Source organism: Pseudomonas bohemica (assembly GCF_002934685.1).
GTDB classification, from domain to species: domain Bacteria; phylum Pseudomonadota; class Gammaproteobacteria; order Pseudomonadales; family Pseudomonadaceae; genus Aquipseudomonas; species Aquipseudomonas bohemica.
The window spans coordinates 188,988-212,815 of sequence record NZ_NKHL01000121.1; the positions used below are offsets into that span (position 1 = coordinate 188,988).

A 23,828-nucleotide genomic window follows, 5' to 3' on the forward strand; every position below is an offset into this window, starting at 1 on the left:
TGACGCCGTTTTCGCTGTTCTGCGGTCTGGCACTGATCGTGGCCTATGCGCTGCTCGGCTGCACTTGGCTGATCATGAAAACCGAAGGTGATTTGCAGAAAGCCATGCACAACCTGGCGCGGCCCCTGGCGCTCGCCATCCTGGTGGTGATGGGCATCGTCAGCCTGTGGACACCGCTGGCGCATCAGGACATCGCCGACCGCTGGTTCAGCATGCCGAACCTGTTCTGGTTCATGCCAGTGCCGGCGCTGGTGCTGCTGACCCTGTACGGACTGTTCAAGGCCGTTGAACGCAACGCGCATTACACGCCGTTCCTGCTGACGCTGGTGCTGATCTTCCTTGGCTACAGCGGCCTGGGCATCAGCCTGTGGCCGAACATCGTGCCACCGTCGATCTCGATCTGGGATGCCGCATCGCCGCCACAGAGCCAGGGCTTCATTCTGGTTGGCACGCTGTTCATCATTCCGCTCATCCTCGGGTACACCTTCTGGAGCTACTACGTGTTCCGCGGCAAGGTCACCCACGAGGACGGTTACCACTAGTGAGGGTGGTCCCGGTGCCACCTGGCGACGGGACTGATAGTCCAGAGGAGGGTTTGGCGATGTCCGGCAAAGAGTCTTTTCCCGAACGACCTGCGCGCGAGCAGGACCCGGCGCAGAACAAGCCGCTATGGCAGCGTCTGGGCTGGCTGGTGATCATATGGACGGGCAGCGTGTTGGCGCTGTGTGTCGTTGCCACCTTGCTGAGGATGTTCATGACCGCGGCGGGGATGAAGACACATTGAGTAGCATCCCGCACGACTTCGGCTGCATCACATCATCCGGCGGGAGTGAGCTTGCTCCCGAAGACTGACTTCCAGACTTCACATCTACTCAGGATGCGCTGGCCCCTTCGTAAGCACGCTCATTCCCACAGATGACATCTCGCGCCGGAGGATCTACTTTCTGGCCTTGAGAATGACGAACTTCGGCGTCGCCGCCACTTGCTCAACTCCGCGAAACAGCCGCGCCAGTTTGCTGTGATACCCCAGGTGGCGATTACCCACGATGTACAGCGCTCCACCGGTCACCAACGCCGAGCGCGCCTGCTGGAACATACGCCAGGCCAGAAAATCCCCCACCACTTGCTGCTGATGAAACGGCGGGTTGCACAGCACTACGTCCAGCGAATCAGCCTCTTGACCGGCCAAGCCGTCACCGGCGCGAATCTCCACTTCGCGATCGCCTAACGCCAGCTGCCAGTTCTGCTGCGCAGACTGCACGGCCATAAACGACTCATCCACCAGTGTGTACTGGGCCTGTGGGTTGTCCAGCGCGCTGGCGATCGCCAACACGCCGTTACCGCAGCCCAGGTCCGCGACCCGCGCCAAGCCGAGGTTTTTCGGCAGGTAGGGCAGAAATGCCCGGGTGCCGATGTCCAGGCCGTCGCGGCAAAACACGTTGGCGTGGTTGACCAGCTCGATCTTCGGTTCGTCCAGGGTGTAGCGCGTCGGGAAGGGCGAGGGCCGAAAGTCTTTGGTTTCGGGCGTGCAGAACAGCAACCGGGCCTTCTTGACCGCCAGCGAAGCCTGCACTGGCCCGATGTATTCCTCCATCAGTTCGCCTGCCGAACGCGGCAAATGCTTGATCATGCCTGCAGCAACCACCCGCGCTCCCGGCGCCAGTTGACCTTGTAAGCGGATCAACTGCTCTTCCAGCAACGCCAGGGTTTTCGGGACGCGGATCAACACCCAGTCGAAAGGCCCGTTGAGCGGTTCACTGGCCGGGATTACCGTCACGGCGTCATAGGTCTGCCGGTTGCGCACCAGATTCTTTTCCAGCGCCTGAACGCCGAGGAACGAATCGGTACTGCTGAACACCGCCGCGTGGGGCGCCAGGCTGGTGGCCAGTGCGCCGAAACTGTCGTTGAGGATCAGCACCCGTGTGTGCAGGGCCAGGCCGTGCTCGGCGACGTGATTGAGCAGGTACTGGTCAGCGGCATCGAACGCCTGCAACGGTTCATCCGACTGCTCCGGCTGGCGAATCAGGTCGAGCTGGGCGAAAGGCGTGATAAACAGGGGCATGAGCTGGGATATTCCATTCGTTGGCGACGCGATCCGTGGTTCGGCGCCTGTAAAGACAGCACCCTCGCGACCGGACCGCGAAACCGGCGATTTTACGTGTTTTTTTGATCGCTTCGCACCCAGGGTTTTCGTCGGCATTTGCCAGACTTCGGATTTAAAGCGCGTATGGCTGAAACACGCCATGCAGGGCCGCCTGTACTACTGCCGATGTTTTGTTGCTGACGCCCATCTTGCGAATCGCATTGCTGATGTGGAAATTCACCGTGCGTATTTTAACGTTCAGAATCATCGCCACCTCCCCGGCGGTCTTGCCCTCGGCCGACCATTTGAGGACTTCTATCTCCCTGAATGTCAGGCCACTGTGGACCAGGGAAACGGCTCTGCTCATCTGTAGCAAGTCCAGTCTCAAGTGTTCCATTGCAAGCCTCCATGGCTAATCCAGATTCAGTACCGTTTTGATTGAAGTCTAGGAAAGGAATTCTCTGGCGTTTTGCCGGACCATGGCGGCTACCGACGAGCGGACCGGCGCATGGCTGGAAGGCGAATTGCCAAGGTGCCTGTAATCAATCGGTTAGGGCTGCGTCACCTGCGTGGCCTTAACCGGTCGCGATAACCCCAATCGCGAAATGCTCTAAAAAAGATTGCATCTCGCTTAACCACGCCGGTGGGATATCACTACAAACCCGCGGTGTTTATCGGCGTCGGTTTGCGGGAAACTGTATGCACTTCAATGAGTGACAGGAGCCAGGAGCGCCCATGACCGCCAGTGCAGAGAAATTCACCCGGCAAACGCTGCTCGATGTGACGCCGTTGACCCCGAGCCTGTTCACCTTGCGCACTACGCGCGACCCGGGGTTTCGCTTCACGGCGGGGCAGTTCGCCCGGCTGGGAGTGACCAAGGCTGATGGCAGCACGGTGTGGCGCGCGTATTCGGTGGTGTCATCGCCGTTCGATGAGTTTCTCGAGTTTTTTTCCATTGTGGTGCCGGGCGGGGAGTTCACCAGCGAGCTGAGCCGTTTGCGCGTGGGCGACACGCTGATGATCGAGAAACAGGCAGTCGGCTACCTGACCCTCGACCGTTTTACCGACGGCCGCGACCTGTGGATGCTGTCGACGGGCACCGGTGTGGCGCCGTTTCTGTCGATCCTGCAGAACTTCGAAGTGTGGGAAAAATTCGAGCGCATCATCCTGGTGTACAGCGTGCGTGAGGCGAAGGAGCTGGCCTATCAGGAACTGATCGCTGAACTGACGCAACGCGACTATCTGGCCGAGTACGCCCACAAATTCCAGTTCATCGCCACCGTGACCCGTGAAGAGCACCCGGGGGCATTGCATGGCCGGATCACCACGCTGATCGAGAACGGCGAGCTGGAGAAGGCCGCGGGGGTCGAGCTGTCGCCCGAGCATTCGCGAGTGATGCTCTGTGGTAATCCCGAGATGATCGACGACACCCGCGCACTGCTGAAAACCCGCGACATGCGCCTGGCCCTGGCCCGCAAGCCGGGACAGGTGGCGGTGGAGAATTATTGGTAGGGATTACCAGAGGGCACTGCGCATTTGCAGGGTGATTACAAAACCTGTGGGAGTGAGCGTGCTCACGAAGGCTTTGTTTCATCCGTTGGAGATCTATTGAATGTACCGGTCCCTTCGTGAGCACGCTCACTCCCACAGGGTTCAGCATCAGATGAAAGATCGTGCGGTATCAAACCAACCGATCAGGATTCACAGGCAACGGCGCGGCCGGTTTGCTGTTCTGCTCTTTCAACAGATCACGAATCTCGGTCAGCAGGGTTTCCTGCGGGCTGGGTGCGGGTGGAGCGGAAGGCGCCTTGGCTTCTTCGCGCTTCAGACGGTTGATCGCCTTGACGCCCATGAAGATCGCGAATGCCACAATGATGAAGTCGACAACGGTCTGGATGAACTTGCCGTAGGCCAGCACCACTGCCGGAGCATCTCCCACTGGCCCGCGCAAGGTGACCGCCAGGTCACTGAAATCCACGCCGCCAATCAGCAGGCCCAGGGGCGGCATGATTACATCGCCGACGAACGACGAAACGATCTTGCCGAATGCCGCGCCAATGATGATACCGACGGCCATGTCGACCACGTTTCCTTTGACGGCAAAGGCTTTGAACTCGCTTAGTACGCTCATGGTGTATTCCTTTGTTACAGATGAGGGTGGTGAATGCAGTGTATGCCAGCTACACGCATCCCGCGCAATCCATGCAATCGACCGGCTTTAGCCCGGTTAGTTTTATGAAATCATTCACAAACGTGTCTGCGCCGGCCATCCCGCGCCAGCGTTTCAGGCATGGGGTATGATTGCCCCTTTTTTGCGGCGGGGGTTCCATGGCCAAGGCCAAACGCATGTATGGCTGCACCGAGTGCGGCGCGACCTTTCCCAAATGGGCCGGGCAATGCGGCGAATGCGGCGCATGGAACACTCTGGTCGAGACGGTCATCGAAAGCGGCGGTGCAGCGGCGCCCAGTGGCCGTGCGGGCTGGACCGGGCAGCAGGCGCAGATCAAGACCCTGGCCGAAGTCAGCGTCGAAGAAATCCCGCGCTTCTCCACCAATTCCGCCGAGTTGGACCGCGTGCTCGGTGGTGGTCTGGTGGACGGCTCCGTGGTGTTGATCGGCGGCGATCCGGGTATCGGCAAATCGACCATTCTCTTGCAGACCCTGTGCGCCATCGCCGAGCGCATGCCGGCCCTGTACGTGACCGGCGAGGAATCGCAGCAACAGGTCGCCATGCGCGCGCGCCGTCTGGGGCTGCCCCAGGACAAACTGCGAGTGATGACCGAAACGTGCATCGAAAGCATCATCGCCACGGCTCGGGCCGAACAGCCGAAAGTCATGGTGATCGACTCGATTCAAACGATTTTCACCGAGCAACTGCAATCGGCTCCTGGCGGCGTGTCTCAGGTGCGCGAGAGTGCGGCGCTGCTGGTGCGCTACGCCAAACAGAGCGGCACGGCGATTTTTCTGGTCGGCCACGTGACCAAGGAGGGCGCGCTGGCCGGCCCACGCGTCCTCGAACACATGGTCGATACCGTGTTGTATTTCGAGGGCGAGTCGGATGGCCGCCTACGTTTGCTACGCGCGGTGAAGAACCGTTTCGGCGCGGTCAATGAACTGGGCGTGTTCGGCATGACCGACAAAGGTCTGAAAGAAGTCTCCAACCCTTCGGCGATCTTTCTGACACGCGCGCAGGAAGCTGTCGCAGGCAGCGTGGTCATGGCCACGTGGGAAGGCACCCGGCCAATGCTGGTCGAAGTGCAAGCGCTGGTGGACGACAGCCATCTGTCCAACCCGCGCCGCGTGACCTTGGGCCTGGATCAAAATCGGCTGGCGATGCTGCTGGCGGTCCTGCACCGTCATGGCGGAATTCCGACCCATGATCAGGATGTGTTCCTCAACGTGGTCGGCGGGGTCAAGGTGCTGGAAACCGCATCGGACCTGGCATTGATGGCGGCTGTCATGTCGAGCCTGCGCAATCGGGCGTTGCCGGGAGATTTGCTGGTGTTCGGGGAAGTGGGGTTGTCCGGCGAAGTGCGCCCTGTGCCGAGCGGCCAGGAGCGCTTGAAGGAAGCGGCCAAACACGGCTTCAAGCGCGCCATCGTGCCCAAGGGCAACGCGCCGAAAGAGTCGCCCGCGGGGTTGACGGTGATCGCCGTGACTCGACTGGATCAGGCGCTGGATGCGTTGTTTGAGGAATAGGCGAGGGAATTGACGCTCATTTCTTGGCTGGCCCGGAACCTGTGGGAGCGAGCTTGCTCGCGAAGAGGTCAGTACATCCGACACATCTCCAAGTGTGGAACGATAGTCTTCGTGAGCAGACTCGCTCCCACAGGTCCGGGCCGTATGAGGGGCGCATTTGATCTCAAACCTCAATCAACGCCGCCAATTCCCGCTCCAGCTCATCATGGTCGGCCAGGTTCAGCTCGACCAGCCGCCGCAGGTGGGTCACTGAATCCAGGCCAATGTGTTCACAGACGAAACCCAGATGATTGTGAGCGTCATGGGTCAGCCTCACCTCCATGCGCACATCGATATCGACATTCAAATGAATGTCGACGATGAAAGACTCATCAGGGTCGCCCTGCCACGGGTCGGGCCGCTCGATCAGCAACCCTTTCAACGACACATCGATCAACTGCACCGGCCAGCTCTTGGCGCCCTGGGTCAGTTCGGTCCTGGCATCGAACGAGATACGTTTAAAACGACGACGGTCTTCGTGGGAATCTGTCATGACGCGACTTCTCCTTGGCTCCGGCAGCCAGGGCCTGGTCAACCAGGACCCCGAGTGAGCTACAGCTGCTGTGACTATAGGCCAAATCCCGGGCTAGACCATTGTGGGGGGTGGCCTTTCGCTCCAGCAGCGCTAAACTCTGTCAGCTGCTCAATACACGTCCACTCTGCTGGAAATAAAAAATGAAAAACAATAATAGTCTGCTGCGCCATGTGCCCTGGCTGATAGTTGCGATTCTTGGGGCCTGGGCCCTGGGAGTGGTTGCATTGCGTCGGGGAGAAGCAATCAACGCACTCTGGATTGTGGTTGCCGCGGTCGCCATCTATCTGGTCGCTTATCGCTACTACAGTCTGTTCATCGCCAGTCGCGTCATGCAACTGGACCCGACCCGGGCAACGCCTGCGGTGTTGAACAACGATGGTCTGGACTACGTGCCGACCAACAAACACATTCTTTTCGGCCACCATTTCGCGGCCATCGCAGGCGCAGGCCCTCTGGTCGGTCCGGTACTGGCCGCGCAAATGGGCTACCTGCCCGGCACTCTTTGGCTGATCGCCGGGGTCGTGCTGGCAGGCGCGGTGCAGGACTTCATGATCCTGTTCCTCTCCACCCGCCGTAACGGCCGGTCGTTGGGCGACATGGTCCGTGAGGAAATGGGCCGCATCCCTGGCACCATTGCCTTGTTCGGCTGCTTCCTGATCATGATTATCATCCTCGCGGTGCTGGCGCTGATCGTGGTCAAGGCCCTGGCTGAAAGCCCATGGGGCATGTTCACGGTCATGGCGACGATCCCGATCGCGATGTTCATGGGCATCTACATGCGCTTCATTCGTCCGGGCCGCATCGGCGAGATCTCGGTGGTGGGCGTGGTGCTGTTGCTGCTGTCGATCTGGCTCGGTGGCCAAGTGGCAGCCAGCGCTGAATGGGCGCCATTGTTCACCTTCACCGGCGTGCAGATCAGCTGGATGCTGGTGGGCTACGGCTTCGTCGCGGCCATGCTGCCGGTGTGGCTGGTGCTCGCACCGCGTGACTACCTGTCGACCTTTCTGAAAATCGGCACCATCGTCGCCTTGGCGATCGGCATTCTGATTCTGGCGCCTGAGCTGAAAATGCCGGCCCTGACCCAGTTCACCGACGGCACCGGCCCGGTCTGGAAAGGCACATTGTTCCCGTTCCTGTTCATCACCATCGCCTGTGGCGCGGTGTCCGGCTTCCATGCGCTGATCTCTTCAGGCACCACGCCCAAGCTGTTGGACAACGAAGTCAACGCCCGTTACATCGGTTACGGCGGCATGCTGATGGAGTCCTTCGTGGCGATCATGGCGATGGTTGCCGCTTCGGTCATTGATCCAGGCGTGTATTTCGCCATGAACAGCCCGGCGGCGATCGTCGGCGCTGATGTCAACTCAGTCGCGCAGATGGTCAGCAGTTGGGGCTTCGTGATCACTCCGGATCAACTGACCGCCGTGGCCAAGGATATCGGCGAAAACACCGTACTGGCTCGCGCCGGTGGTGCGCCGACGTTGGCGGTGGGTATCGCGCAGATCCTGCATCAGGCCTTCCCCGGCCAAAACACGATGACGTTCTGGTACCACTTCGCGATCCTGTTCGAAGCGCTGTTCATCCTGACAGCGGTTGATGCCGGTACCCGTGCCGGACGCTTCATGCTGCAGGACCTGCTCGGCAGTTTCGTGCCTTCGCTCAGACGCACCGAGTCCTGGACGGCCAACGCCATCGGCACTGGCGGTTGCGTGGCGTTGTGGGGTTATCTGCTGTATCAAGGCGTGATCGATCCGCTGGGCGGCATCAACACCCTGTGGCCGCTGTTCGGGATCTCCAACCAGATGCTGGCGGGTATCGCGCTGATGCTGGCGACAGTGGTGCTGATCAAAATGAAACGCCAACAATACGCCTGGGTCACGATTCTCCCGGCGTCATGGCTGTTGATCTGCACCGTGACTGCTGGCTTCATCAAGTTGTTCGACCCAAGCCCTGCGGTTGGCTTCCTGGCCCTGGCCAAGAAATACAGCGCTGCGGCAGATGCCGGTCAGGTGCTGGCCCCGGCCAAGACGATGGATCAAATGCAGCACGTGATCTTCAACGCGTACACCAATGCGGCGCTGACCGCGCTGTTCCTGTTCGTGGTGCTGAGCATCCTGTTCTACGCGATCAAGGTCGGTCGCGCGGCGTGGGTCAAGAAAGAGCGTACCGACAAGGAAGCGCCATTCCAGGCCTTCCCGAAAACCCATTGAGTGCGCTGTGAGGCGAGGAGCTGCATATGTTCAATGACCTGAGTCGTCTGGGTAAGTATTTGGGTCAGGCTGCGCGTCTGATGGTGGGCATGCCGGACTACGACAACTATGTCGAGCATATGCAGAACACCCACCCGGACAAGCCAGTGATGTCGTATGAGGCGTTCTTTCGAGAACGCCAGGATGCGCGTTACGGCGGCAAGAGTGGGCCCAAGTGCTGTTGATGGCTTAGGCTGTCGCCTTCGTTTGACCTGACGCGCCACGCTTGTCGTGGCGCGTTTTTATTTGCGAGGGCCGTTGTAGGAGTGCGCTTGCCCGCGATTGCGATCTGTCTGTGACTCGTTTGTTGCAGATCTATCGCAATCGCGGGCAAGCGCACTCCTTGAGCGGTACATCGTCAGCAAAAATATTAAAGCAGGAGTAGGCATGACCGTATCGCAACCCATTCCCGTCACCGTCCTGAGTGGTTTTCTCGGCGCGGGCAAGACCACGTTGCTGCGTCATCTGCTCAAGGCAGAGCACGGCTTGAAAATCGCTGTGATCGAAAACGAATTCAGTGACGCCGGGGTCGACACGCAGTTACTTGGCGATGAGCCGGTGCAGGTGATGACACTGTCCAACGGCTGCGTGTGCTGCACTATCCACACCGACCTGACCAAGGCACTGGTCCTGCTGCTGGAGCGATTGGACAGCGGCGAGATCGCCTTTGATCGTCTGGTGATCGAGTGCACCGGCCTTGCCGATCCTGCGCCGGTGGCTCAAACCTTTTTCATCGACGAGGAACTGCGCGAACGCTACATCCTCGACGGCATCATTACCCTGGTCGACGCCGCGCACGCCGATGCGCACCTGGAACAGACCATCGCCCAGGCCCAGATCGGGTTTGCCGACCGCTTGCTGGTGAGCAAGACCGATTTGGTGGACGAAGTCACGTTCCGGGCCTTGAGCGAGCGCCTGACCCGCATCAACCGTCGCGCGCCGATTCGTGTGGTGGAGCACGGCAAGATCGATCTGGCCCAATTGCTGGACGTGCGAGGCTTCAATCTCAATGCGGATGTCGGCGGCATGACCCTGCGCCCTGCGGCGCCTGCCGGGCGCTCCATCGACCGCATCAGCAGCCTGGTTCTGCGCACCGATAAGGCGCTGGATATCGATAGGCTCAGCACCTTCATGAACGACCTGCTCGAAGACCACGGCAAGCAGTTGCTGCGCTACAAGGGCGTGCTCAACATCGCTGGCGAAGACCGCAAGCTGGTATTCCAGGGCGTATTGAAGTTGTATGGCTTTGATTTCGACGTGGAGTGGGACGCGGATGAAAAGCGTGAAAGCGTGATCGTGTTCATTGCCGATGACTTGCCGCAGGAGAAGATTCGCGAAGGGTTTGCCGAAGTGGAGGCGGATTGAATTTCAGACCCACCGCGCGCAACTGTGGGAACGAAACCTCTGTGGGAGCGAGCTTGCTTGCGAAAGCGGAGGATCAGGCGATGCTGATGCGACTGACCTGACGCCTTCGCGAGCAAGCTCGCTCCCACAGGCCTGGTCATCGTTCACCAGATAAAAAGAAACCCGGCTCAAGAGCCGGGCTTTTTCACATCACTGAACCGCTATCAAGCGCCGTAAACCGGCAGCTTGGCGCAGATGGCTTTGACTTTCTCGCGAACGGCGTCGATCACCGCTTCATTATTCAGGTCAGCCAGGATGTCGCAGATCCAGCCAGCCAGTTCCTTGCATTCTGCTTCCTTGAAGCCGCGAGTGGTCACAGCCGGAGTACCGAAGCGCAGGCCGGAGGTGACGAACGGGGAGCGCGGGTCGTTCGGCACGGAGTTCTTGTTCACGGTGATGAAGGCGCGACCCAGAGCGGCGTCGGCGTCTTTACCGGAGATGTCCTGTTTGATCAGGGACAGCAGGAACAGGTGGTTTTCGGTTCCGCCGGACACCACGTCGAAACCGCGCTCGATAAACACACCGGCCATGGCCTTGGCGTTCTTCACCACTTGTTGCTGGTAGGTCTTGAACTCAGGTTGCAGCGCTTCCTTGAAGCAGATCGCCTTGGCCGCGATAACGTGCTCCAGCGGGCCGCCCTGGCCACCTGGGAACACAGCGGAGTTCAGCTTCTTCTCGATGTCGGCGTTGGCGCGAGCCAGGATCAGGCCGCCACGTGGACCGCGCAGCGTCTTGTGGGTGGTGGTGGTCACGACGTCGGCGAATGGCACCGGATTCGGGTAGACGCCAGCGGCGACCAGACCGGCCACGTGAGCCATGTCGACGAACAGGTAAGCGCCGACTTTGTCAGCGATGGCGCGGAAGCGTGGGAAGTCGAGGATTTGCGAGTAAGCCGAGAAACCGGCCACGATCATTTTTGGCTTGTGCTCGACGGCCAGACGCTCGACTTCGTCGTAGTCGATCAGGCCATTGCCGTCGATGCCGTATTGAACAGCGTTGTACAGCTTGCCGGAGGAGGAAACGCTGGCACCGTGGGTCAGGTGGCCGCCGTGGGCCAGGCTCATGCCCAGAATGGTGTCGCCGGCGTTCAGCAGGGCCAGGTAAACAGCGCTGTTGGCCTGGGAGCCGGCGTGTGGCTGGACGTTGGCGTAGTCGGCACCGAACAGCTGTTTGGCGCGGTCGATGGCCAGTTGCTCGACGATATCGACGTATTCGCAGCCGCCGTAGTAACGCTTGCCCGGGTAGCCTTCAGCGTACTTGTTGGTCAGCACCGAGCCCTGGGCTTCCATGACTGCGGGGCTGGTGTAGTTTTCCGAGGCGATCAGCTCGATGTGCTCTTCCTGACGCTTGGCCTCTTGCTCCATAGCGGCATACAGGTCGGAGTCGTACTTGGCGATAGTCAAATTACGGCTGAACATGGCGGTCCTCGGGGATCGGGCAGTAGAAAAGGGGGGCATTCTACAACATCGGCTTTTATCTGGCATATGAAAGGCAGTCATGTGCTGGACAAGCGGTTTTCATTCAGTTCGAGACCGACGCATGGCCCCGTTGGAGCTGGCTTGCCCGATTGCGGTAGACCTTGTAACGCATGCATCGCCTGACACGACGCAATCGCGGGCAGGCGCGCTCCTGCAGGTTTTGTGTCTGAAGTGAGGCGTTAATCAAGCATGAACAGCGCGTCATTACTGAACTGCGCTTCGAACCGCGAAGGCGTCATCGGGCGGCCGAAAAGGTAGCCCTGGACTTCGTCGCAGCCATGTTCGCGCAGGAACTCCAGTTGGTCGTAGGTTTCTACGCCCTCCGCGATCACCGCCAGGTTCAGACTGTGGGCCATGGCGATGATGGCGCGGGCAATCTGCGCGTCCTGCTCGCCCGAAGGCAGGCCATCGACGAAGGTGCGGTCGATCTTCAGTACGTCGATGGGGAACTGCTTGAGATAGTTCAGTGACGAGTAACCGGTGCCGAAGTCGTCTACCGCGATGCTCAGGCCCAGACGCTTGAGGCCATCGAGGATCTGCATCGCTTCGCTGACTTCACGCATCAGGATACTTTCGGTCAGCTCCAGCTCCAGACACGCAGGCGGCAGCCCGGTTTCCTGCAGGATGTTGGCGATGCGCATGCCCAACTGACCATCGGAGAACTGCCGCGCCGAGATGTTGACCGAAACCTTCGGCACCCGAACCCTTGCCTTGTGCCATTCGCGCAGCTGGCGACAGGCTTGCTTGATTACCCATTCGCCGACTTCGACCACCAGCCCCAACTCTTCGAGTACCGGGATGAAATCCCCTGGCGGCACCAACCCGCGACGCGGATGACGCCAGCGCAACAGGGCTTCGGCGCCAGTCAGGCGCTTGCCGTCGCCGCTGAATTGCGGCTGGTAATACAGCGTGAATTCTTCCTGCTCCAGCGCGTGGCGCAGGTCGCTCTCCAGTTCCAGGCGCTCAAGGGCGCTGGCGTTCATGTCCGCCTGATAGAACTGGAAGTTGTTCTTGCCGCGCTCCTTGGCGTGATACATCGCCGTGTCGGCGTTCTTCATCAACTGGCTCAGCTCGTTACCGTCTTGAGGGCTCAGCGCGATACCGATACTGGCCGTGACGAAAAACTCCCGGCCTTCGAGCACGAAGGGCTTCACCAGACTGGCGAGAATCTGCTCGGCGACATGAATGGCGCGGGTCAGCGCTGCCTGCTGCGTAGCGCGCGGCTGCAGCAGCAGGGTGAATTCGTCGCCGCCCATGCGTGCCACGGTGTCGCCTTCGGCAACGCATTCCAGCAGCCGCGCGGCCATGTCCTGGAGCATGCGGTCGCCTGCGGCATGGCCCAGGGAGTCGTTGATCGGTTTGAAGCGGTCCAGGTCGAGGAACATCAGCACCACCCAGGCCTGCTGGCGCTCGGCATGCTGCAAAGCGCTGTGCAGACGGTCCTGGAACAGCGTGCGATTGGGCAGATGGGTCAGCGCGTCGTAATACGCCAGCCGGTGAATGCGCTGTTCACTGGCCTTGCGCTCGCTGATGTCACTGAAGAAGCACACGTAGCTGGCCAGATCGCCTTCATCATCGAACACCGCCGTGATGCCGACCCACGCCGGGTAATGTTCGCCATCGCGGCGTTTGAACCACAGCTCACCTTCCCAGCTGCCGCGCTGGTGCAATTGCTTGAGGATGTAGCCCATCTGGGCTTCCTGCTGATCCTCGACGGTGAGCATCATCGGCAACTGATCCACCACTTGCGACACGGCATAACCGCTGACCCGGGTGAACGCATTGTTGGCCTGCACGATGTACCCGGCGGGGTCGGTAATCAGGATGGCCGAGGTCGAATGTTCGAATACTGTCGCCGCCATGCGCAGGTCTTTTTCTGCACGACGCTGCTGACTGACGTCACGACCGACACCGAGAATGCCTTCGAATGCGCCGGAATCGTCACACACCAACACCAGACGCAGCTCGACGGGAATCTTGCGGCCGTCGGCGCGCAGGCAGTCGAACAGGTACAGCTTCGTCGTGACCTCGCTGCGCAGCGCTGCCAGGGTTTCCGGCTTGTTCAGCGCCTTGCCGACGCGATGCAGCAGACGTTGCAGGTTCGCCAGTTGCTGCGGGTTGGCGATGATCGAATTCCAGCCGTTTTGCAGAATCGACTCAGCGGTGTAACCCAGCACGCTGGTGACCGAGGGGCTGACGTAATTGGGACAAAATTTCTGGTCGGCGGAAAAGATCACGTCGCTGATGCTTTCGGCCAGCATGCGATAGCGATGCTCGCTGTCGCGCAGGGACTGGCTGGCCTCGACCTGCTCGGTAATGTCCTTGGCCACGCCAATAATGCGCGTCACCCGCCCGTTCTTGTCGGACGCCAGTGCCTGCTCGCGTATGTCGAAGCGTCGCCAGCGAGCCTGTCTGTTCCGAAAGCGCAACTGGCATTGCGTGAGGTCGCTGCGGCCCTCTTCGGTGCGAGTGCGGCGCAATTGTTCGTAAGGCTCGGTGTCATCCGGGTGCAGCAGGATTTCCCAGAAATGATCGCCCATCTGCAGCAGCTCTTGCTTGCTGTAACCCAGGGTCCGGCCCAGATGATGGTTGCTGTAGATCATGCGTCGGTTGATGACGTCCTGCACGTACAGATGATCGGGCACGGTACGCACCACGTCCGACCAGAAACTTTCTCGTTCCTGCAACGCAAGTTCAGCCTGCTTGCGGTTGGTGATGTCGTTGATGCTGAGGATCACGGCGTTGAAGTCTTGCGGCTGCTCGGGCAGCCGTACCACCAACCAAAGGTGCTGATCATGGCCATCGGCATTTGGCAGCAGTATTTCGAGCTCCAGCTGCGGCTGGCAATCGAGCACGGCACTGATCAGTTGTACGCCGATGCCCTGGCGGGAAAGTGGGCAACCTTCGATCAACTGCTGCCATACCTGGGCGGCGGACTCGACGCGAAGCAGATGGGCCGCGACCTGATTGACCTCGGTAATGCGTAGCTGATGCAGCAAGCCATTGAGCTGGTCCGGATGGTTGACCAGACACTGGTGCAGTGCCTCACTGTTGTTTAGCTGGAGCTTCTGCAGGTACTCGGGTAAATCGGACAGATCCAGTACGCACAATGCCACCCCCGTGCCTTCGAAGATGTCCTTGTAACGACGACGGCTCTCATGCAACTGCAGCTGCCGACGACGCAGGCTACGCAACGCGAGCAGCGGCACGATAGAGCAGAGCAGGGCGGTCAGGCATTTCCCGACCAACGGCGCGATCAGCGCCTGGCGCACTTTGCTGGCATCGAACAGACCACGCAGTTGCCAATCACTGTTGGTCAATGGTTCGAGCAGAATGGTCTGTACGTTGCCGTCGTCGGCACGGTTTTTGTCCGCATTCCCCTGATAGATCGGGCGCTGCGTGACACGGTTTTCCAGCTGCCATGCCGCCTTGAAGTCCTGATTGCTTTGTCGCGTCAGCGATTTCAACGTCTGCGCTTCCAGACGAATGGCCCAATAGCGCTCACCGTCGTTGCCGGGTTGGCGGACGAAGAGATAGAAAAGCGAGCCGTCCGCCGCAGCGGCGTAATAGTACGTGCGACCTGCGATGCGTTCACGCTGCTGAGTCAAAAAGCTGGCGTCTGTGCTGGCCTGGCCGCTGTCGGCGACGATATTGCCGTCATCGTCGAGCCAGGCGACGCTGCGCAGCCCTGGCATTGCCTGGCGCAGGCGTTCGAGGGGTGCGGCATACAGATCGGCGGTCAGCAGCTTACCCTTGGCGTCGTCCAGGATATTCAGCGCCACTTGCGCATTGAGCGCCATGTTCAGGCTTATCCGGTCGGCAAGCTGAATGCTGTAATCGATGCTGCGCTGGCGCTGCCGTTCCTGCGTCTGCTGAAACTGGTCGAACAGCTGCCACAACAAAAGCACGAGCATCAGCAGCACCAGGACCGCCAGCGCGCCTTTCAGTGAGCCTCGCAAAGGCACGACGTTCCCGCTTTTCGGAGCGCGCAAGGGAGACATGGGAGTTGGTGTGGACAAACTGTGATCCTGACTACTGGACTGAATCAGCGTGTGCGAAATGCACTATATGCTTGACGCCCGAATGGCGGCTAGCATGCCTTGACTTGTGGCTAAGTGCCAGCCTAAAAGGCCTGGACGGTTTGCCCTGTCGACCGCATTCGGGTAGCTTTGCGCCACGCGCGATGTGCCCGATTTCTGCAGGATTGCCGCAACGCTTGCAAACATTGCTCCAGCTTCATGACCGATACTCGGAAGCTTTGTCGCGGCTATTCTGGTTCTCGCCTTAATCCATTCAAGGCCCGGATGCGCCAGGCGGCAAGTTGCGACGATAAATAAAAAAGCAATGTTTGCGATGCAGCACCGGCTTTGCACGAAAAGTCGGCGAGTGAAGTCAGGCAAGGCAAAAGCAGGCGATGGGCGGCCGGGGTCGCGTTCGACTGTAGGCTCCTGAATGAGCCTCCCGAGCCTGTTTTTAACGCAGCCTGGCTGAGCGCAGCCACCTTTCGTACCAGCCCAGCTCGCGCCCTTATTCATAGTCCCAAAACAGGTTTTCAATTCATGGCCCAATACGTCTTCACTATGCATCGGCTGAGCAAAGTTGTTCCGCCGAAGCGGGAAATCCTGAAAAACATCTCCCTTTCCTTTTTCCCGGGCGCCAAGATCGGTGTTCTCGGCCTCAATGGTTCGGGTAAGTCCACACTGCTGAAAATCATGGCCGGCGTCGACACCGAGTTCGACGGCGAAGCGCGGCCGATGCCGGAACTGAACATCGGCTACCTGCCTCAGGAGCCACAGCTGGACCCGACCAAGACCGTGCGTGAAGTGGTGGAGGAAGCGGTCAGCGTGATCAAGGATGCCCAGGCGCGTCTGGACGAGGTCTACGCCGCCTACGCTGAGCCCGACGCCGATTTCGACAAGCTCGCCGCCGAACAGGCCAAGCTCGAAGCCATCCTGCAGGCCAGCGACGGCCACAACCTCGAGCGCCAACTGGAAGTCGCCGCTGATGCGCTGCGCCTGCCAGCCTGGGACGCCAGGGTCGAACACCTGTCTGGTGGTGAAAAGCGTCGCGTGGCGCTGTGCCGTTTGCTGCTGTCCGCGCCGGACATGCTGCTGCTCGACGAACCGACCAACCACCTGGACGCCGACTCGGTAGCCTGGCTCGAGCACTTCCTGCACGACTTCCCAGGCACCGTGGTTGCGATCACGCACGACCGTTATTTCCTGGACAACGTCGCCGGATGGATTCTGGAACTCGACCGCGGCGCTGGTATTCCTTACGAGGGCAACTACTCTGGCTGGCTCGAAGCCAAGTCCGATCGTCTGGCCCAGGAATCCAAGCAACAGTCGGCTCACGAAAAGGCCATGAAGGAAGAACTGGAGTGGGTGCGCAAAGGCGCAAAGGCTCGCCAGTCCAAATCCAAGGCTCGCCTGCAACGCTTTGAAGAAATGCAGTCGCAGGAATTCCAGAAGCGCAGCGAAACCAACGAGATCTACATCCCGGCCGGCCCGCGCCTGGGTGACAAGGTCATCGAGTTCAAGAACGTCACCAAGGGTTACGGCGATCGCGTGCTGATCGACAACCTGTCGTTCGCCATGCCCAAGGGCGCCATCGTCGGCGTGATTGGCGGTAACGGTGCCGGTAAGTCGACCTTGTTCCGCATGCTGATGGGCAAGGAACAACCGGACTCGGGCTCCATCGAGATCGGTGAAACCGTGCAACTGGCGTGCGTCGATCAGAGCCGTGACGACCTGGACGGCAGCAAGACCGTGTTCGCGCAGATCTCCGACGGTTCCGACCAGATCAAGATCGGCAACTACGAGATTCCGTCGCGTACCTACGTCGGCCGTTTCAACTTCAAGGGCGGCGATCAGCAGAAGTTCGTCAAGGATCTGTCCGGTGGTGAGCGCGGTCGTCTGCACCTGGCGCTGACCCTGAAGGAGGGCGGCAATGTCCTGCTGCTCGACGAACCGTCCAACGACCTCGACGTTGAAACCCTGCGTTCCCTGGAAGAAGCCCTGCTGGACTTCCCGGGCGCCGCCATTGTGATCTCTCACGATCGGTGGTTCCTGGACCGCGTGGCGACTCACATCCTGGCGTACGAAGACGATTCACAGGCTGTGTTCTTCGAAGGCAACTACACCGAGTACGAAGCCGACCGCAAGAAACGCCTCGGCGACGCCGCTGCCCAGCCGCACCGCGTGCGTCACAAGAAACTGGCCTGATTCGGGTCGTTGTCACGAAAACGGAGCCTTCGGGCTCCGTTTTTTTGAGCGGCTACATCACGCGCTCACACATCCGCTTCGATGCGCAACACCTCAATCACCTGATCCCCCGCCGGCCGCTGCCAGGTCACCTCATCGCCCACCTGACTACCCAACAATGCCTTGCCCAACGGCGATGCCCAGTTGATCAGCTGACTGGGAGCATCGGCCTGATCTTCACCCACCAACTGCACACGCTGCTGGCGATCTTCTTCATCGGCAAAGGTCACCCAACTGCCGATCTGCACCTTGTCGGTAGAAATAGCCGGCGTCACCACTTGAGCGCTGTGCAGGCGGTGATTGAAATAACGCAGGTCGCGCTCGATATCGGCCAGGCGCTGTTTATCGGCGCCTTCGCCCAGGGCCGACTGCTCGCTATGCTGCGATTGCAGCGCCGCGACATGCGCCTGCAATTGGGCGAGTCCACTGGCGGTGACGTAATTGGGTTGTGCGCTGATCTGCCGTTCCACCGGTTGACTGGCCTGGGCGGCGGCATGTTCTTCATTGACGAAGGCCCGACTCATGGCGTGCTCCTGTTCATGGCGTATAAAAGTTGGGCCATGCTGGCATTCCATAAGTTTCCGCGAATGTCTGACAGCGACTCAGGTGTCAGTGGGAGCGATAGGCCTTTGCCGCGTCCTGGGTCTTCTGTTGCTCCCACGCTCGGTCACGATCGTTCCAGATGCTGTCTCTGCCCTGATCCTGGACGTTGCTGTTTGCCAACTGCCCCTGGCACTGCCGGAACCCGTCGCTCCAGCCCTGTGCGTAAAGGGTGTCGCGCAGATAACGCTGCACATCCTTCTTGTATTGCCCTTTCATAGGGTCGATGGACTGTCGCCCACTGCCGCAACCGTCCTGAAATCCATCCGCGAATGCCGGTGGGTAACCCTCGGCCATTAGCTGGTCGTGGGTAGACTGACAACCGGCGACGACTAAACAGCACCACAGCACAGCCCAGCGCGTATTCATTTACGTTTCCCTCGACTTATGTAAAAAGTCTAGAAGCGGATCCGTGAGTTATTTGTAAAAGCGCTGTGAGAAATCCATTAACCGATGCCCGGTCGCGCGCATTTAGTTCCAGATATCCGCTTGACGGCAGATTTTCTGAAAAAACTTTTAGTAATTTTCCTCTCGACGGCCTGAGAAGATTCAACGTTGTTAAACTGCCGGGGTGCGCGAATATAGCCGCGCTGCGCTAAACCGCTTAGGAAGATTAATGAACCTCAGAACGATCCTGATTCTCGGCGCGCTCAGCGCATTTGGCCCAATGGCCATCGACTTTTATCTACCGGGCTTTCCGGCAATAGCACTGGCATTCGGCACCGACGAAAAACATGTCCAGATGACCCTGGCCTCGTATTTTCTGGGACTGAGCATCGGCCAGTTGGCCTATGGCCCGATTGCCGACCGTTTTGGCCGCCGCGTGCCGCTGTTGTTCGGTGTAGGACTTTTCACCCTCGCATCCCTGGCCTGTGCATTTGCGCCGAGCCTTGAATGGCTGATCGTCGCGCGCTTCGTTCAGGCGTTGGGTGGTTGTGCAGGCATGGTTCTGTCGCGGGCGATCGTCAGCGACAAGTGCTCTCCCATGGATTCGGCGAAAGTGTTTTCGCAACTGATGCTGGTCATGGGGCTGGCGCCGATCCTGGCGCCGATGCTCGGCGGTCTGCTGGTGAATGTGTACGGCTGGCAGGCGATATTCCTGACGCTGACCGTGTTCAGCGCACTCACCGCCCTGGCGGTCGCACTCGGCTTGCCCGAAAGCATGCCCGCCAGCCATCCGCGGCTGCCGCTGTCCGGCGCATTGGGCTCTTACTGGAAATTGCTCGGCGACCGGCTTTTCCTCGGCCACGCGTTGACCGGCGGGATCGCCATTGCCGGGATGTTTTCCTACATCGCAGGCTCGCCTTTCGTATTTATCAAGCTGTACGGCGTGCCTGCCGAGCACTATGGCTGGCTGTTCGGCATCAACGCTGCTGGCTTCATCCTGGTGGCGCAGATCAACGCCCGGCTGGTTGGACGCTTTGGGCCGGCCTGGCTGCTGTCGCGCACGGTCTGGCTGTATCTGGGCGCAGCCGTCGTGCTGCTCACGATTGCCTCGCTGCACACTGAAAAGTTGTGGCCTCTATTGATTCCGCTGTTCGTTTACATCGCAAGCCTGGGTTGCATCATCCCCAATGCATCGGCCTGTGCGATGGCGGGGCAGGGCAAACGCGCCGGCAGTGCGTCGGCGCTGCTGGGTTGCCTGCAATTCAGCGTGGCTGCGGGTGCGGCGGCGCTGGTCGGCGTGCTTCACGATGGTACGGCGGTGCCCATGGCGATGGTTATTACACTCTGTGGCGTACTCACAGCAGGGCTGGCGACGATGACCCGGCGTGCGCAGATGAAGCGCGATGCGTTGATCCCGCACATGGACGTGCGCATCTGATGGGAACTGCGGCGTAGCCCTACGTCGCAGCACTTTCCCGCCCCGGAGTGATGAGCGGCTGTGCTCAAGCCTGTCCAGGCTTGTTCGCGGTGCGGAAGAATCAAACTACGGCGTTGTTATTTACTCCTGAAAATACAGAAATTTCTTACAGTCAGTTTTTTCAGTGCGTAAACCTGGATTTCTTTTCCGGCCATACATCCCTCGTCAGGGCTATTGCAAGGATGTTTTTCTTGAGAGTTTTTGGAGTATTTGCTGTAGGCATTTACCTCGGTGCTCTCGCGCGGTTGCCTTGATCAACCCTTGTGAGGCCTTGTTATTCGCGTGTTCTGGACAATCATCAAATGTTGTCTAACAAAGAACTCGGGGGATCCTTTGCTCAAAGTATTGCCGGCGAGCCTGACAAACTTGCGCCTCCGATACTGTGCGGCCAATTCTCGAGAGTGGTGCAGCGCTTATACTATGCGCCACTAAGGATCCGATTTAATGACAAGACATTGAAACTGTCGTGCCGCGAAAGCGAATCTGTATTGCCCAACGACTTGCGTAGCGCAGAGTTTCCAGGGAGTGATCCAGATCAAGGCCATCATTCGCTCATGGCAACAATGTTGGCTGCATACCGTATGTGGCGACCTGCTCATCGTCAGACGAATGTTTCAACAGGGAGTGAAAACATGGAACACGCACCTTGCATCAGTCAGATTGCCGCACTGCTGGCGGATCCTAAACGCAGCGCGATGATGTGGGCACTGATGGATGGAGCCTCTCGGGCTGCGGATGAACTGGCATTGTTGGTGGGGTTGTCCACCTCGTCGGCAGGCTCGCATCTGGCGCGGCTGGCTGCCGGCGGATTGCTCAGGCTTGAAACCCGCGGCAAGAAGCGTTTTTTCAGACTGGCGGCACCGGAGGTGGGAACAGCGGTGCAGGCCCTGGCCAGTGCCTCGATGATCAGTGCGGAGGTCGTCAGTCGCAGTGTGGCGCAGCCATTGCCGCCGCTGCCGTTACGCCGTGCAAGCGTCTGTTCCGATCACCTTGGCGGTGAGCTGGCGACCGAGCTTTATCAGCGGATGCTGGGCGCCGGCTGGATCGAACAATGCGATCAGCGTCTTGAGGTCACCAGCGTCGGTATCTCCCGGTTCGCCGAGCGAGGCATCTTCGTTCCGGCGCTGGCCCACCGGCAGCGTGAAACCGTCTGCGCCTGTGTCGACTGCAGCGACGTCAACCCGCATCTGGGCGGAGCACTGGGGGCGGGGCTGCTGCAGTTGTTCATGCAGTTGGGGTGGCTGCGCGCCACGGAAGAGGCCAGCACGTTGCAGGTGTCTTCCAACGGGCAGCGCGAGATCAACAAGATCGCTTCGGCTGCGTGAGGCTGATCGGAGAGTGCAGCGCGGCGGGATTATCTGATGATCCAGGGCATGAGCCCGACCTGTGGCAGCGTGCTTGCTCGCGAAGACGCTCGTGCATCCGCAACACAGTTGTCGGTTGCAACTCAGCCTTGGCGAGCAAGCTCGCTACCACAGGGGATCATCTCAAAAACCGGAATCCCGGATTTATGGCTTCACCAACCGCGAATCCAGGCTGTTCTGGGCCAAACGCTTCGCCTGATCCTGTGTCATGCCCAGATGCTCATGCAACGCATGGAAGTTCTCCGTTACATAACCGCCGAAATACGCCGGGTCATCGGAGTTCACGGTGACTTTCACGCCACGCTCGAGCATGTCGAGAATGTTGTGCTGGCCCATGTGATCGAACACGCAGAGCTTGGTATTGGACAGCGGGCAAACGGTTAGCGGAATCTGCTCGTCGATGATGCGCTGCATCAGTCGCTCGTCTTCGATGGCACGCACACCGTGATCGATGCGCTCAATCTTCAGCAGGTCCAGCGCTTCCCAGATGTACTCGGGCGGGCCTTCTTCGCCAGCATGGGCCACCGTGAGGAAGCCTTCGCTGCGGGCACGATCGAACACACGCTGAAACTTGCTCGGCGGGTGACCCATTTCCGAACTGTCCAGACCCACTGCGACGAAGGTGTCGCGATACGGCAGGGCCATCTCCAGTGTCTTTTGCGCTTCTTCTTCGCTCAGGTGGCGCAGGAAGCTGAGGATCAGGCCGCTGCCGATGCCCAACTGCTGCTTGCCGTCTTGCAAGGCTTTGGAAATGCCATTGAGCACGACTTCGAACGGAATGCCGCGATCGGTGTGGGTCTGTGGGTCGAAGAATGGCTCGGTATGAATGACGTTTTGCGCCTTGCACCGTTGCAGGTAGGCCCAGGTCAGGTCGTAGAAGTCCTGCTCGGTCCGCAGCACGTCCGCGCCCTGGTAATAGAGGTCGAGAAATTCCTGGAGATTGTTGAAGGCGTAGGCCTTGCGCAGGGTTTCGACGTCGTTCCAGGGCAGGGCGATCTTGTTGCGTTCGGCCAGGGCGAACAGCAACTCAGGCTCCAGCGAGCCCTCCAGATGCAGGTGCAGTTCGGCCTTGGGCAGGGCGTTCAACCAGTCGTACATGTGCTTTTCTCATCAGGTGCAATGGCGGGCATTCTACAGAGTCATGCGCACCGGCTGGTTAAAAACCTGACCGAAAGGTTCAGACCTCGGTTTCCTGCTCTCTTCTGTAAGCGTAGGTATCGGCAAAACGCGACAGCAGAAATTCAGCGCAGGTGGTCGGCGGATACAAAGGTGGATGCTGGTCGTCAGTGCAGCCGGGCAGGCATTCGATAGGGGTATCCGGGTGCGGCTCGGCGAAGAACGGCATCGAATATCGGTCCACCCCCAGCGGGCTGATGACCCGATGTGGCGTCGAGACATAACGATCGTTGCTCCAGCGCGCCATCATGTCGCCCAGATTGACCACGAACGTCCCCTCGATCGGCGGCGCATCGACCCAGTGGCCGCGTACATCGCGCACCTGCAGACCACCGGCGACGTCCTGATAGAGCAGGGTGACGCAGCCGTAATCGGTATGTGCGCCCGCACCTTCCTGTTGCGCGCTGGTGGCAGCGTGGCGGGGCGGGTAGTGAATCATCCGCAGCACGCTCACGGGTTGCTCGAAACGTTGATCGAAGAAGTTGCGCGCGATGCCCAGCGCCGGGGTCATGGCGCGCAGCAATGTCAACGCCAGGTTTTGCATGTCCCGGTAATGCTGTTCCATCAGGCTTTGCCAGCCGGGCAGATCAGGATGGCGATTGGGCCCTCGCAGCGGCTTGCCGGCCAAGACATCGGGGTGATCGGCAGGCAGATCCAGGCCCATGTCGAAGGTCTCTTTCAGATCGCTCGGCAGATTCGGGTCAAGTTGCTCGGTGGCGATGGCGCCGTAGCCGCGATGATGCCGGCTTTGGGTGATGTCGATCTTGAGCTTGTCGGCCTGGGGTTGGGCGAAGAACAGTTGCGCTGCGGTGATCACCTGTTCGATACGCGAAGCAGCGATCGGATGACCCTTGATGTAGAAAAATCCCCACTCGCGGCACGCCCCATCGATCTGCCGGGCGACGTCGTGCCAGGCCAGATCATCGTTGGCGTAGAGCGGGGAGATATCGATGACGGGGAGCGGGTTCATGCGGACTCCGATTACACATCTTTTACTGTAGGAGCGCTTACCCGCGATTGCATTCTGTCAGTCAACACGTCCGAACCTGACACACCACATCGCGGGCAAGCGCG

20 protein-coding genes are annotated in these 23,828 nt (G+C 59.8%); 10 read left to right on the forward strand and 10 right to left on the reverse strand.

Annotated elements, in window-relative coordinates:
- The coding region (locus CE491_RS28410) for a cytochrome d ubiquinol oxidase subunit II (RefSeq protein WP_199885284.1) at positions 1-542 on the forward strand (542 nt) is incomplete at its 5' end.
- Positions 543-601: 59 nt separating this feature from the next.
- A complete protein-coding gene (locus tag CE491_RS28415; protein ID WP_110951641.1) occupies positions 602-784 on the forward strand; it encodes a DUF2474 domain-containing protein in 183 nt (60 codons plus the stop codon).
- 153 nt (positions 785-937) lie between these two features.
- On the opposite strand, the gene CE491_RS28420 is transcribed toward CE491_RS28415, so the two are convergent.
- Together CE491_RS28420 and CE491_RS28425 are read right to left on the reverse strand one after the other, a co-directional pair.
- The gene (locus CE491_RS28420) at positions 938-2,062 is read right to left on the reverse strand and encodes a methyltransferase (protein ID WP_110951642.1); all 1,125 of its coding nucleotides are present in this window, start codon (positions 2,060-2,062) and stop codon (positions 938-940) included.
- A gap of 154 nt (positions 2,063-2,216) precedes the next feature.
- A complete protein-coding gene (locus CE491_RS28425; RefSeq protein WP_234407709.1) occupies positions 2,217-2,450 on the reverse strand; it encodes a helix-turn-helix domain-containing protein in 234 nt (77 codons plus the stop codon).
- 368 nt (positions 2,451-2,818) lie between these two features.
- Between CE491_RS28425 and CE491_RS28430 the strand changes: the two genes are divergently transcribed.
- Positions 2,819-3,595, forward strand: coding sequence for a ferredoxin--NADP reductase (locus CE491_RS28430; RefSeq protein WP_110951644.1), 777 nt, complete (start codon positions 2,819-2,821; stop codon positions 3,593-3,595).
- A 169-nt stretch (positions 3,596-3,764) separates the two neighbouring features.
- Here CE491_RS28430 and mscL read toward each other — a convergent pair whose 3' ends face one another.
- Positions 3,765-4,214 carry a large-conductance mechanosensitive channel protein MscL gene (mscL, locus tag CE491_RS28435; protein ID WP_110951645.1) on the reverse strand — a complete coding sequence of 150 codons (450 nt, stop codon included), beginning with the start codon at positions 4,212-4,214 and terminating at the stop codon, positions 3,765-3,767.
- 197 nt (positions 4,215-4,411) lie between these two features.
- Between mscL and radA the strand changes: the two genes are divergently transcribed.
- Entirely contained in the window at positions 4,412-5,782 is a 1,371-nt protein-coding gene (gene radA / locus CE491_RS28440; RefSeq protein WP_110951646.1) for a DNA repair protein RadA, read from the forward strand.
- Between the two features lie 163 nt (positions 5,783-5,945).
- Here radA and CE491_RS28445 read toward each other — a convergent pair whose 3' ends face one another.
- Positions 5,946-6,314, reverse strand: a complete 369-nt coding sequence (locus CE491_RS28445; RefSeq protein WP_110951647.1) for a PilZ domain-containing protein — start codon at positions 6,312-6,314, stop codon at positions 5,946-5,948.
- Between the two features lie 182 nt (positions 6,315-6,496).
- Between CE491_RS28445 and CE491_RS28450 the strand changes: the two genes are divergently transcribed.
- The 3 genes from CE491_RS28450 to yjiA all read left to right on the forward strand — a co-directional run bounded on the left by CE491_RS28450 (position 6,497) and on the right by yjiA (position 9,970).
- Positions 6,497-8,566 (forward strand): carbon starvation CstA family protein, encoded by a 2,070-nt coding sequence (locus tag CE491_RS28450; RefSeq protein ID WP_110951648.1) that lies wholly within the window; start codon positions 6,497-6,499, stop codon positions 8,564-8,566.
- Between the two features lie 26 nt (positions 8,567-8,592).
- A complete protein-coding gene (locus CE491_RS28455; protein ID WP_110951649.1) occupies positions 8,593-8,790 on the forward strand; it encodes a YbdD/YjiX family protein in 198 nt (65 codons plus the stop codon).
- Positions 8,791-8,992: 202 nt separating this feature from the next.
- Positions 8,993-9,970 (forward strand): GTPase, encoded by a 978-nt coding sequence (gene yjiA / locus CE491_RS28460; protein ID WP_110951650.1) that lies wholly within the window; start codon positions 8,993-8,995, stop codon positions 9,968-9,970.
- A 203-nt stretch (positions 9,971-10,173) separates the two neighbouring features.
- Here the strand turns inward: yjiA and glyA are convergent, their stop codons facing one another.
- Positions 10,174-11,427 carry a serine hydroxymethyltransferase gene (glyA, locus tag CE491_RS28465; protein WP_110951651.1) on the reverse strand — a complete coding sequence of 418 codons (1,254 nt, stop codon included), beginning with the start codon at positions 11,425-11,427 and terminating at the stop codon, positions 10,174-10,176.
- Positions 11,428-11,666: 239 nt separating this feature from the next.
- A complete protein-coding gene (locus CE491_RS28470) occupies positions 11,667-15,488 on the reverse strand; it encodes an EAL domain-containing protein (RefSeq protein ID WP_110951652.1) in 3,822 nt (1,273 codons plus the stop codon).
- A 558-nt stretch (positions 15,489-16,046) separates the two neighbouring features.
- Between CE491_RS28470 and ettA the strand changes: the two genes are divergently transcribed.
- Positions 16,047-17,711, forward strand: coding sequence for an energy-dependent translational throttle protein EttA (ettA, locus tag CE491_RS28475; protein ID WP_110951653.1), 1,665 nt, complete (start codon positions 16,047-16,049; stop codon positions 17,709-17,711).
- A 65-nt stretch (positions 17,712-17,776) separates the two neighbouring features.
- Here the strand turns inward: ettA and CE491_RS28480 are convergent, their stop codons facing one another.
- Together CE491_RS28480 and CE491_RS28485 are read right to left on the reverse strand one after the other, a co-directional pair.
- Entirely contained in the window at positions 17,777-18,274 is a 498-nt protein-coding gene (locus CE491_RS28480) for a GreA/GreB family elongation factor (RefSeq protein ID WP_110951654.1), read from the reverse strand.
- An 85-nt stretch (positions 18,275-18,359) separates the two neighbouring features.
- On the reverse strand, positions 18,360-18,719 hold the full coding sequence (locus CE491_RS28485; RefSeq protein ID WP_110951655.1) for a hypothetical protein: 360 nt from the start codon (positions 18,717-18,719) through the stop codon (positions 18,360-18,362).
- 247 nt (positions 18,720-18,966) lie between these two features.
- On the opposite strand from CE491_RS28485, the gene CE491_RS28490 reads away from it, so the two are divergent.
- Both CE491_RS28490 and CE491_RS28495 read left to right on the forward strand, forming a co-directional pair.
- On the forward strand, positions 18,967-20,175 hold the full coding sequence (locus CE491_RS28490) for a multidrug effflux MFS transporter (RefSeq protein WP_110951656.1): 1,209 nt from the start codon (positions 18,967-18,969) through the stop codon (positions 20,173-20,175).
- A gap of 671 nt (positions 20,176-20,846) precedes the next feature.
- A complete protein-coding gene (locus CE491_RS28495) occupies positions 20,847-21,539 on the forward strand; it encodes an ArsR/SmtB family transcription factor (protein WP_110951657.1) in 693 nt (230 codons plus the stop codon).
- 183 nt (positions 21,540-21,722) lie between these two features.
- Here CE491_RS28495 and CE491_RS28500 read toward each other — a convergent pair whose 3' ends face one another.
- Both CE491_RS28500 and CE491_RS28505 read right to left on the reverse strand, forming a co-directional pair.
- Positions 21,723-22,676: an adenosine deaminase gene (locus CE491_RS28500; RefSeq protein WP_110951658.1), complete on the reverse strand. Its 954-nt coding sequence runs from the start codon at positions 22,674-22,676 to the stop codon at positions 21,723-21,725.
- Between the two features lie 79 nt (positions 22,677-22,755).
- Positions 22,756-23,724 (reverse strand): 2-oxoglutarate and iron-dependent oxygenase domain-containing protein, encoded by a 969-nt coding sequence (locus tag CE491_RS28505; protein WP_110951659.1) that lies wholly within the window; start codon positions 23,722-23,724, stop codon positions 22,756-22,758.
- Positions 23,725-23,828: the final 104 nt, after the last annotated feature.

Excerpts from the sequence above, each read along its gene's own strand:
- CE491_RS28415 (WP_110951641.1), top strand. The coding sequence starts at position 602 with ATGTCCGGCAAAGAGTCTTTTCCCGAACGACCTGCGCGCGAGCAGGAC.
- CE491_RS28450 (WP_110951648.1), top strand. The coding sequence starts at position 6,497 with ATGAAAAACAATAATAGTCTGCTGCGCCATGTGCCCTGGCTGATAGTT.
- CE491_RS28505 (WP_110951659.1), bottom strand. The coding sequence starts at position 23,724 with ATGAACCCGCTCCCCGTCATCGATATCTCCCCGCTCTACGCCAACGAT.
- ettA (WP_110951653.1), top strand. The coding sequence starts at position 16,047 with ATGGCCCAATACGTCTTCACTATGCATCGGCTGAGCAAAGTTGTTCCG.
- CE491_RS28420 (WP_110951642.1), bottom strand. The coding sequence starts at position 2,062 with ATGCCCCTGTTTATCACGCCTTTCGCCCAGCTCGACCTGATTCGCCAG.
- CE491_RS28485 (WP_110951655.1), bottom strand. The coding sequence starts at position 18,719 with ATGAATACGCGCTGGGCTGTGCTGTGGTGCTGTTTAGTCGTCGCCGGT.
- glyA (WP_110951651.1), bottom strand. The coding sequence starts at position 11,427 with ATGTTCAGCCGTAATTTGACTATCGCCAAGTACGACTCCGACCTGTAT.
- CE491_RS28490 (WP_110951656.1), top strand. The coding sequence starts at position 18,967 with ATGAACCTCAGAACGATCCTGATTCTCGGCGCGCTCAGCGCATTTGGC.
- CE491_RS28500 (WP_110951658.1), bottom strand. The coding sequence starts at position 22,676 with ATGTACGACTGGTTGAACGCCCTGCCCAAGGCCGAACTGCACCTGCAT.
- mscL (WP_110951645.1), bottom strand. The coding sequence starts at position 4,214 with ATGAGCGTACTAAGCGAGTTCAAAGCCTTTGCCGTCAAAGGAAACGTG.
- CE491_RS28455 (WP_110951649.1), top strand. The coding sequence starts at position 8,593 with ATGTTCAATGACCTGAGTCGTCTGGGTAAGTATTTGGGTCAGGCTGCG.
- CE491_RS28445 (WP_110951647.1), bottom strand. The coding sequence starts at position 6,314 with ATGACAGATTCCCACGAAGACCGTCGTCGTTTTAAACGTATCTCGTTC.
- yjiA (WP_110951650.1), top strand. The coding sequence starts at position 8,993 with ATGACCGTATCGCAACCCATTCCCGTCACCGTCCTGAGTGGTTTTCTC.
- CE491_RS28430 (WP_110951644.1), top strand. The coding sequence starts at position 2,819 with ATGACCGCCAGTGCAGAGAAATTCACCCGGCAAACGCTGCTCGATGTG.
- CE491_RS28480 (WP_110951654.1), bottom strand. The coding sequence starts at position 18,274 with ATGAGTCGGGCCTTCGTCAATGAAGAACATGCCGCCGCCCAGGCCAGT.
- CE491_RS28470 (WP_110951652.1), bottom strand. The coding sequence starts at position 15,488 with ATGTCTCCCTTGCGCGCTCCGAAAAGCGGGAACGTCGTGCCTTTGCGA.
- radA (WP_110951646.1), top strand. The coding sequence starts at position 4,412 with ATGGCCAAGGCCAAACGCATGTATGGCTGCACCGAGTGCGGCGCGACC.
- CE491_RS28425 (WP_234407709.1), bottom strand. The coding sequence starts at position 2,450 with ATGAGCAGAGCCGTTTCCCTGGTCCACAGTGGCCTGACATTCAGGGAG.
- CE491_RS28495 (WP_110951657.1), top strand. The coding sequence starts at position 20,847 with ATGGAACACGCACCTTGCATCAGTCAGATTGCCGCACTGCTGGCGGAT.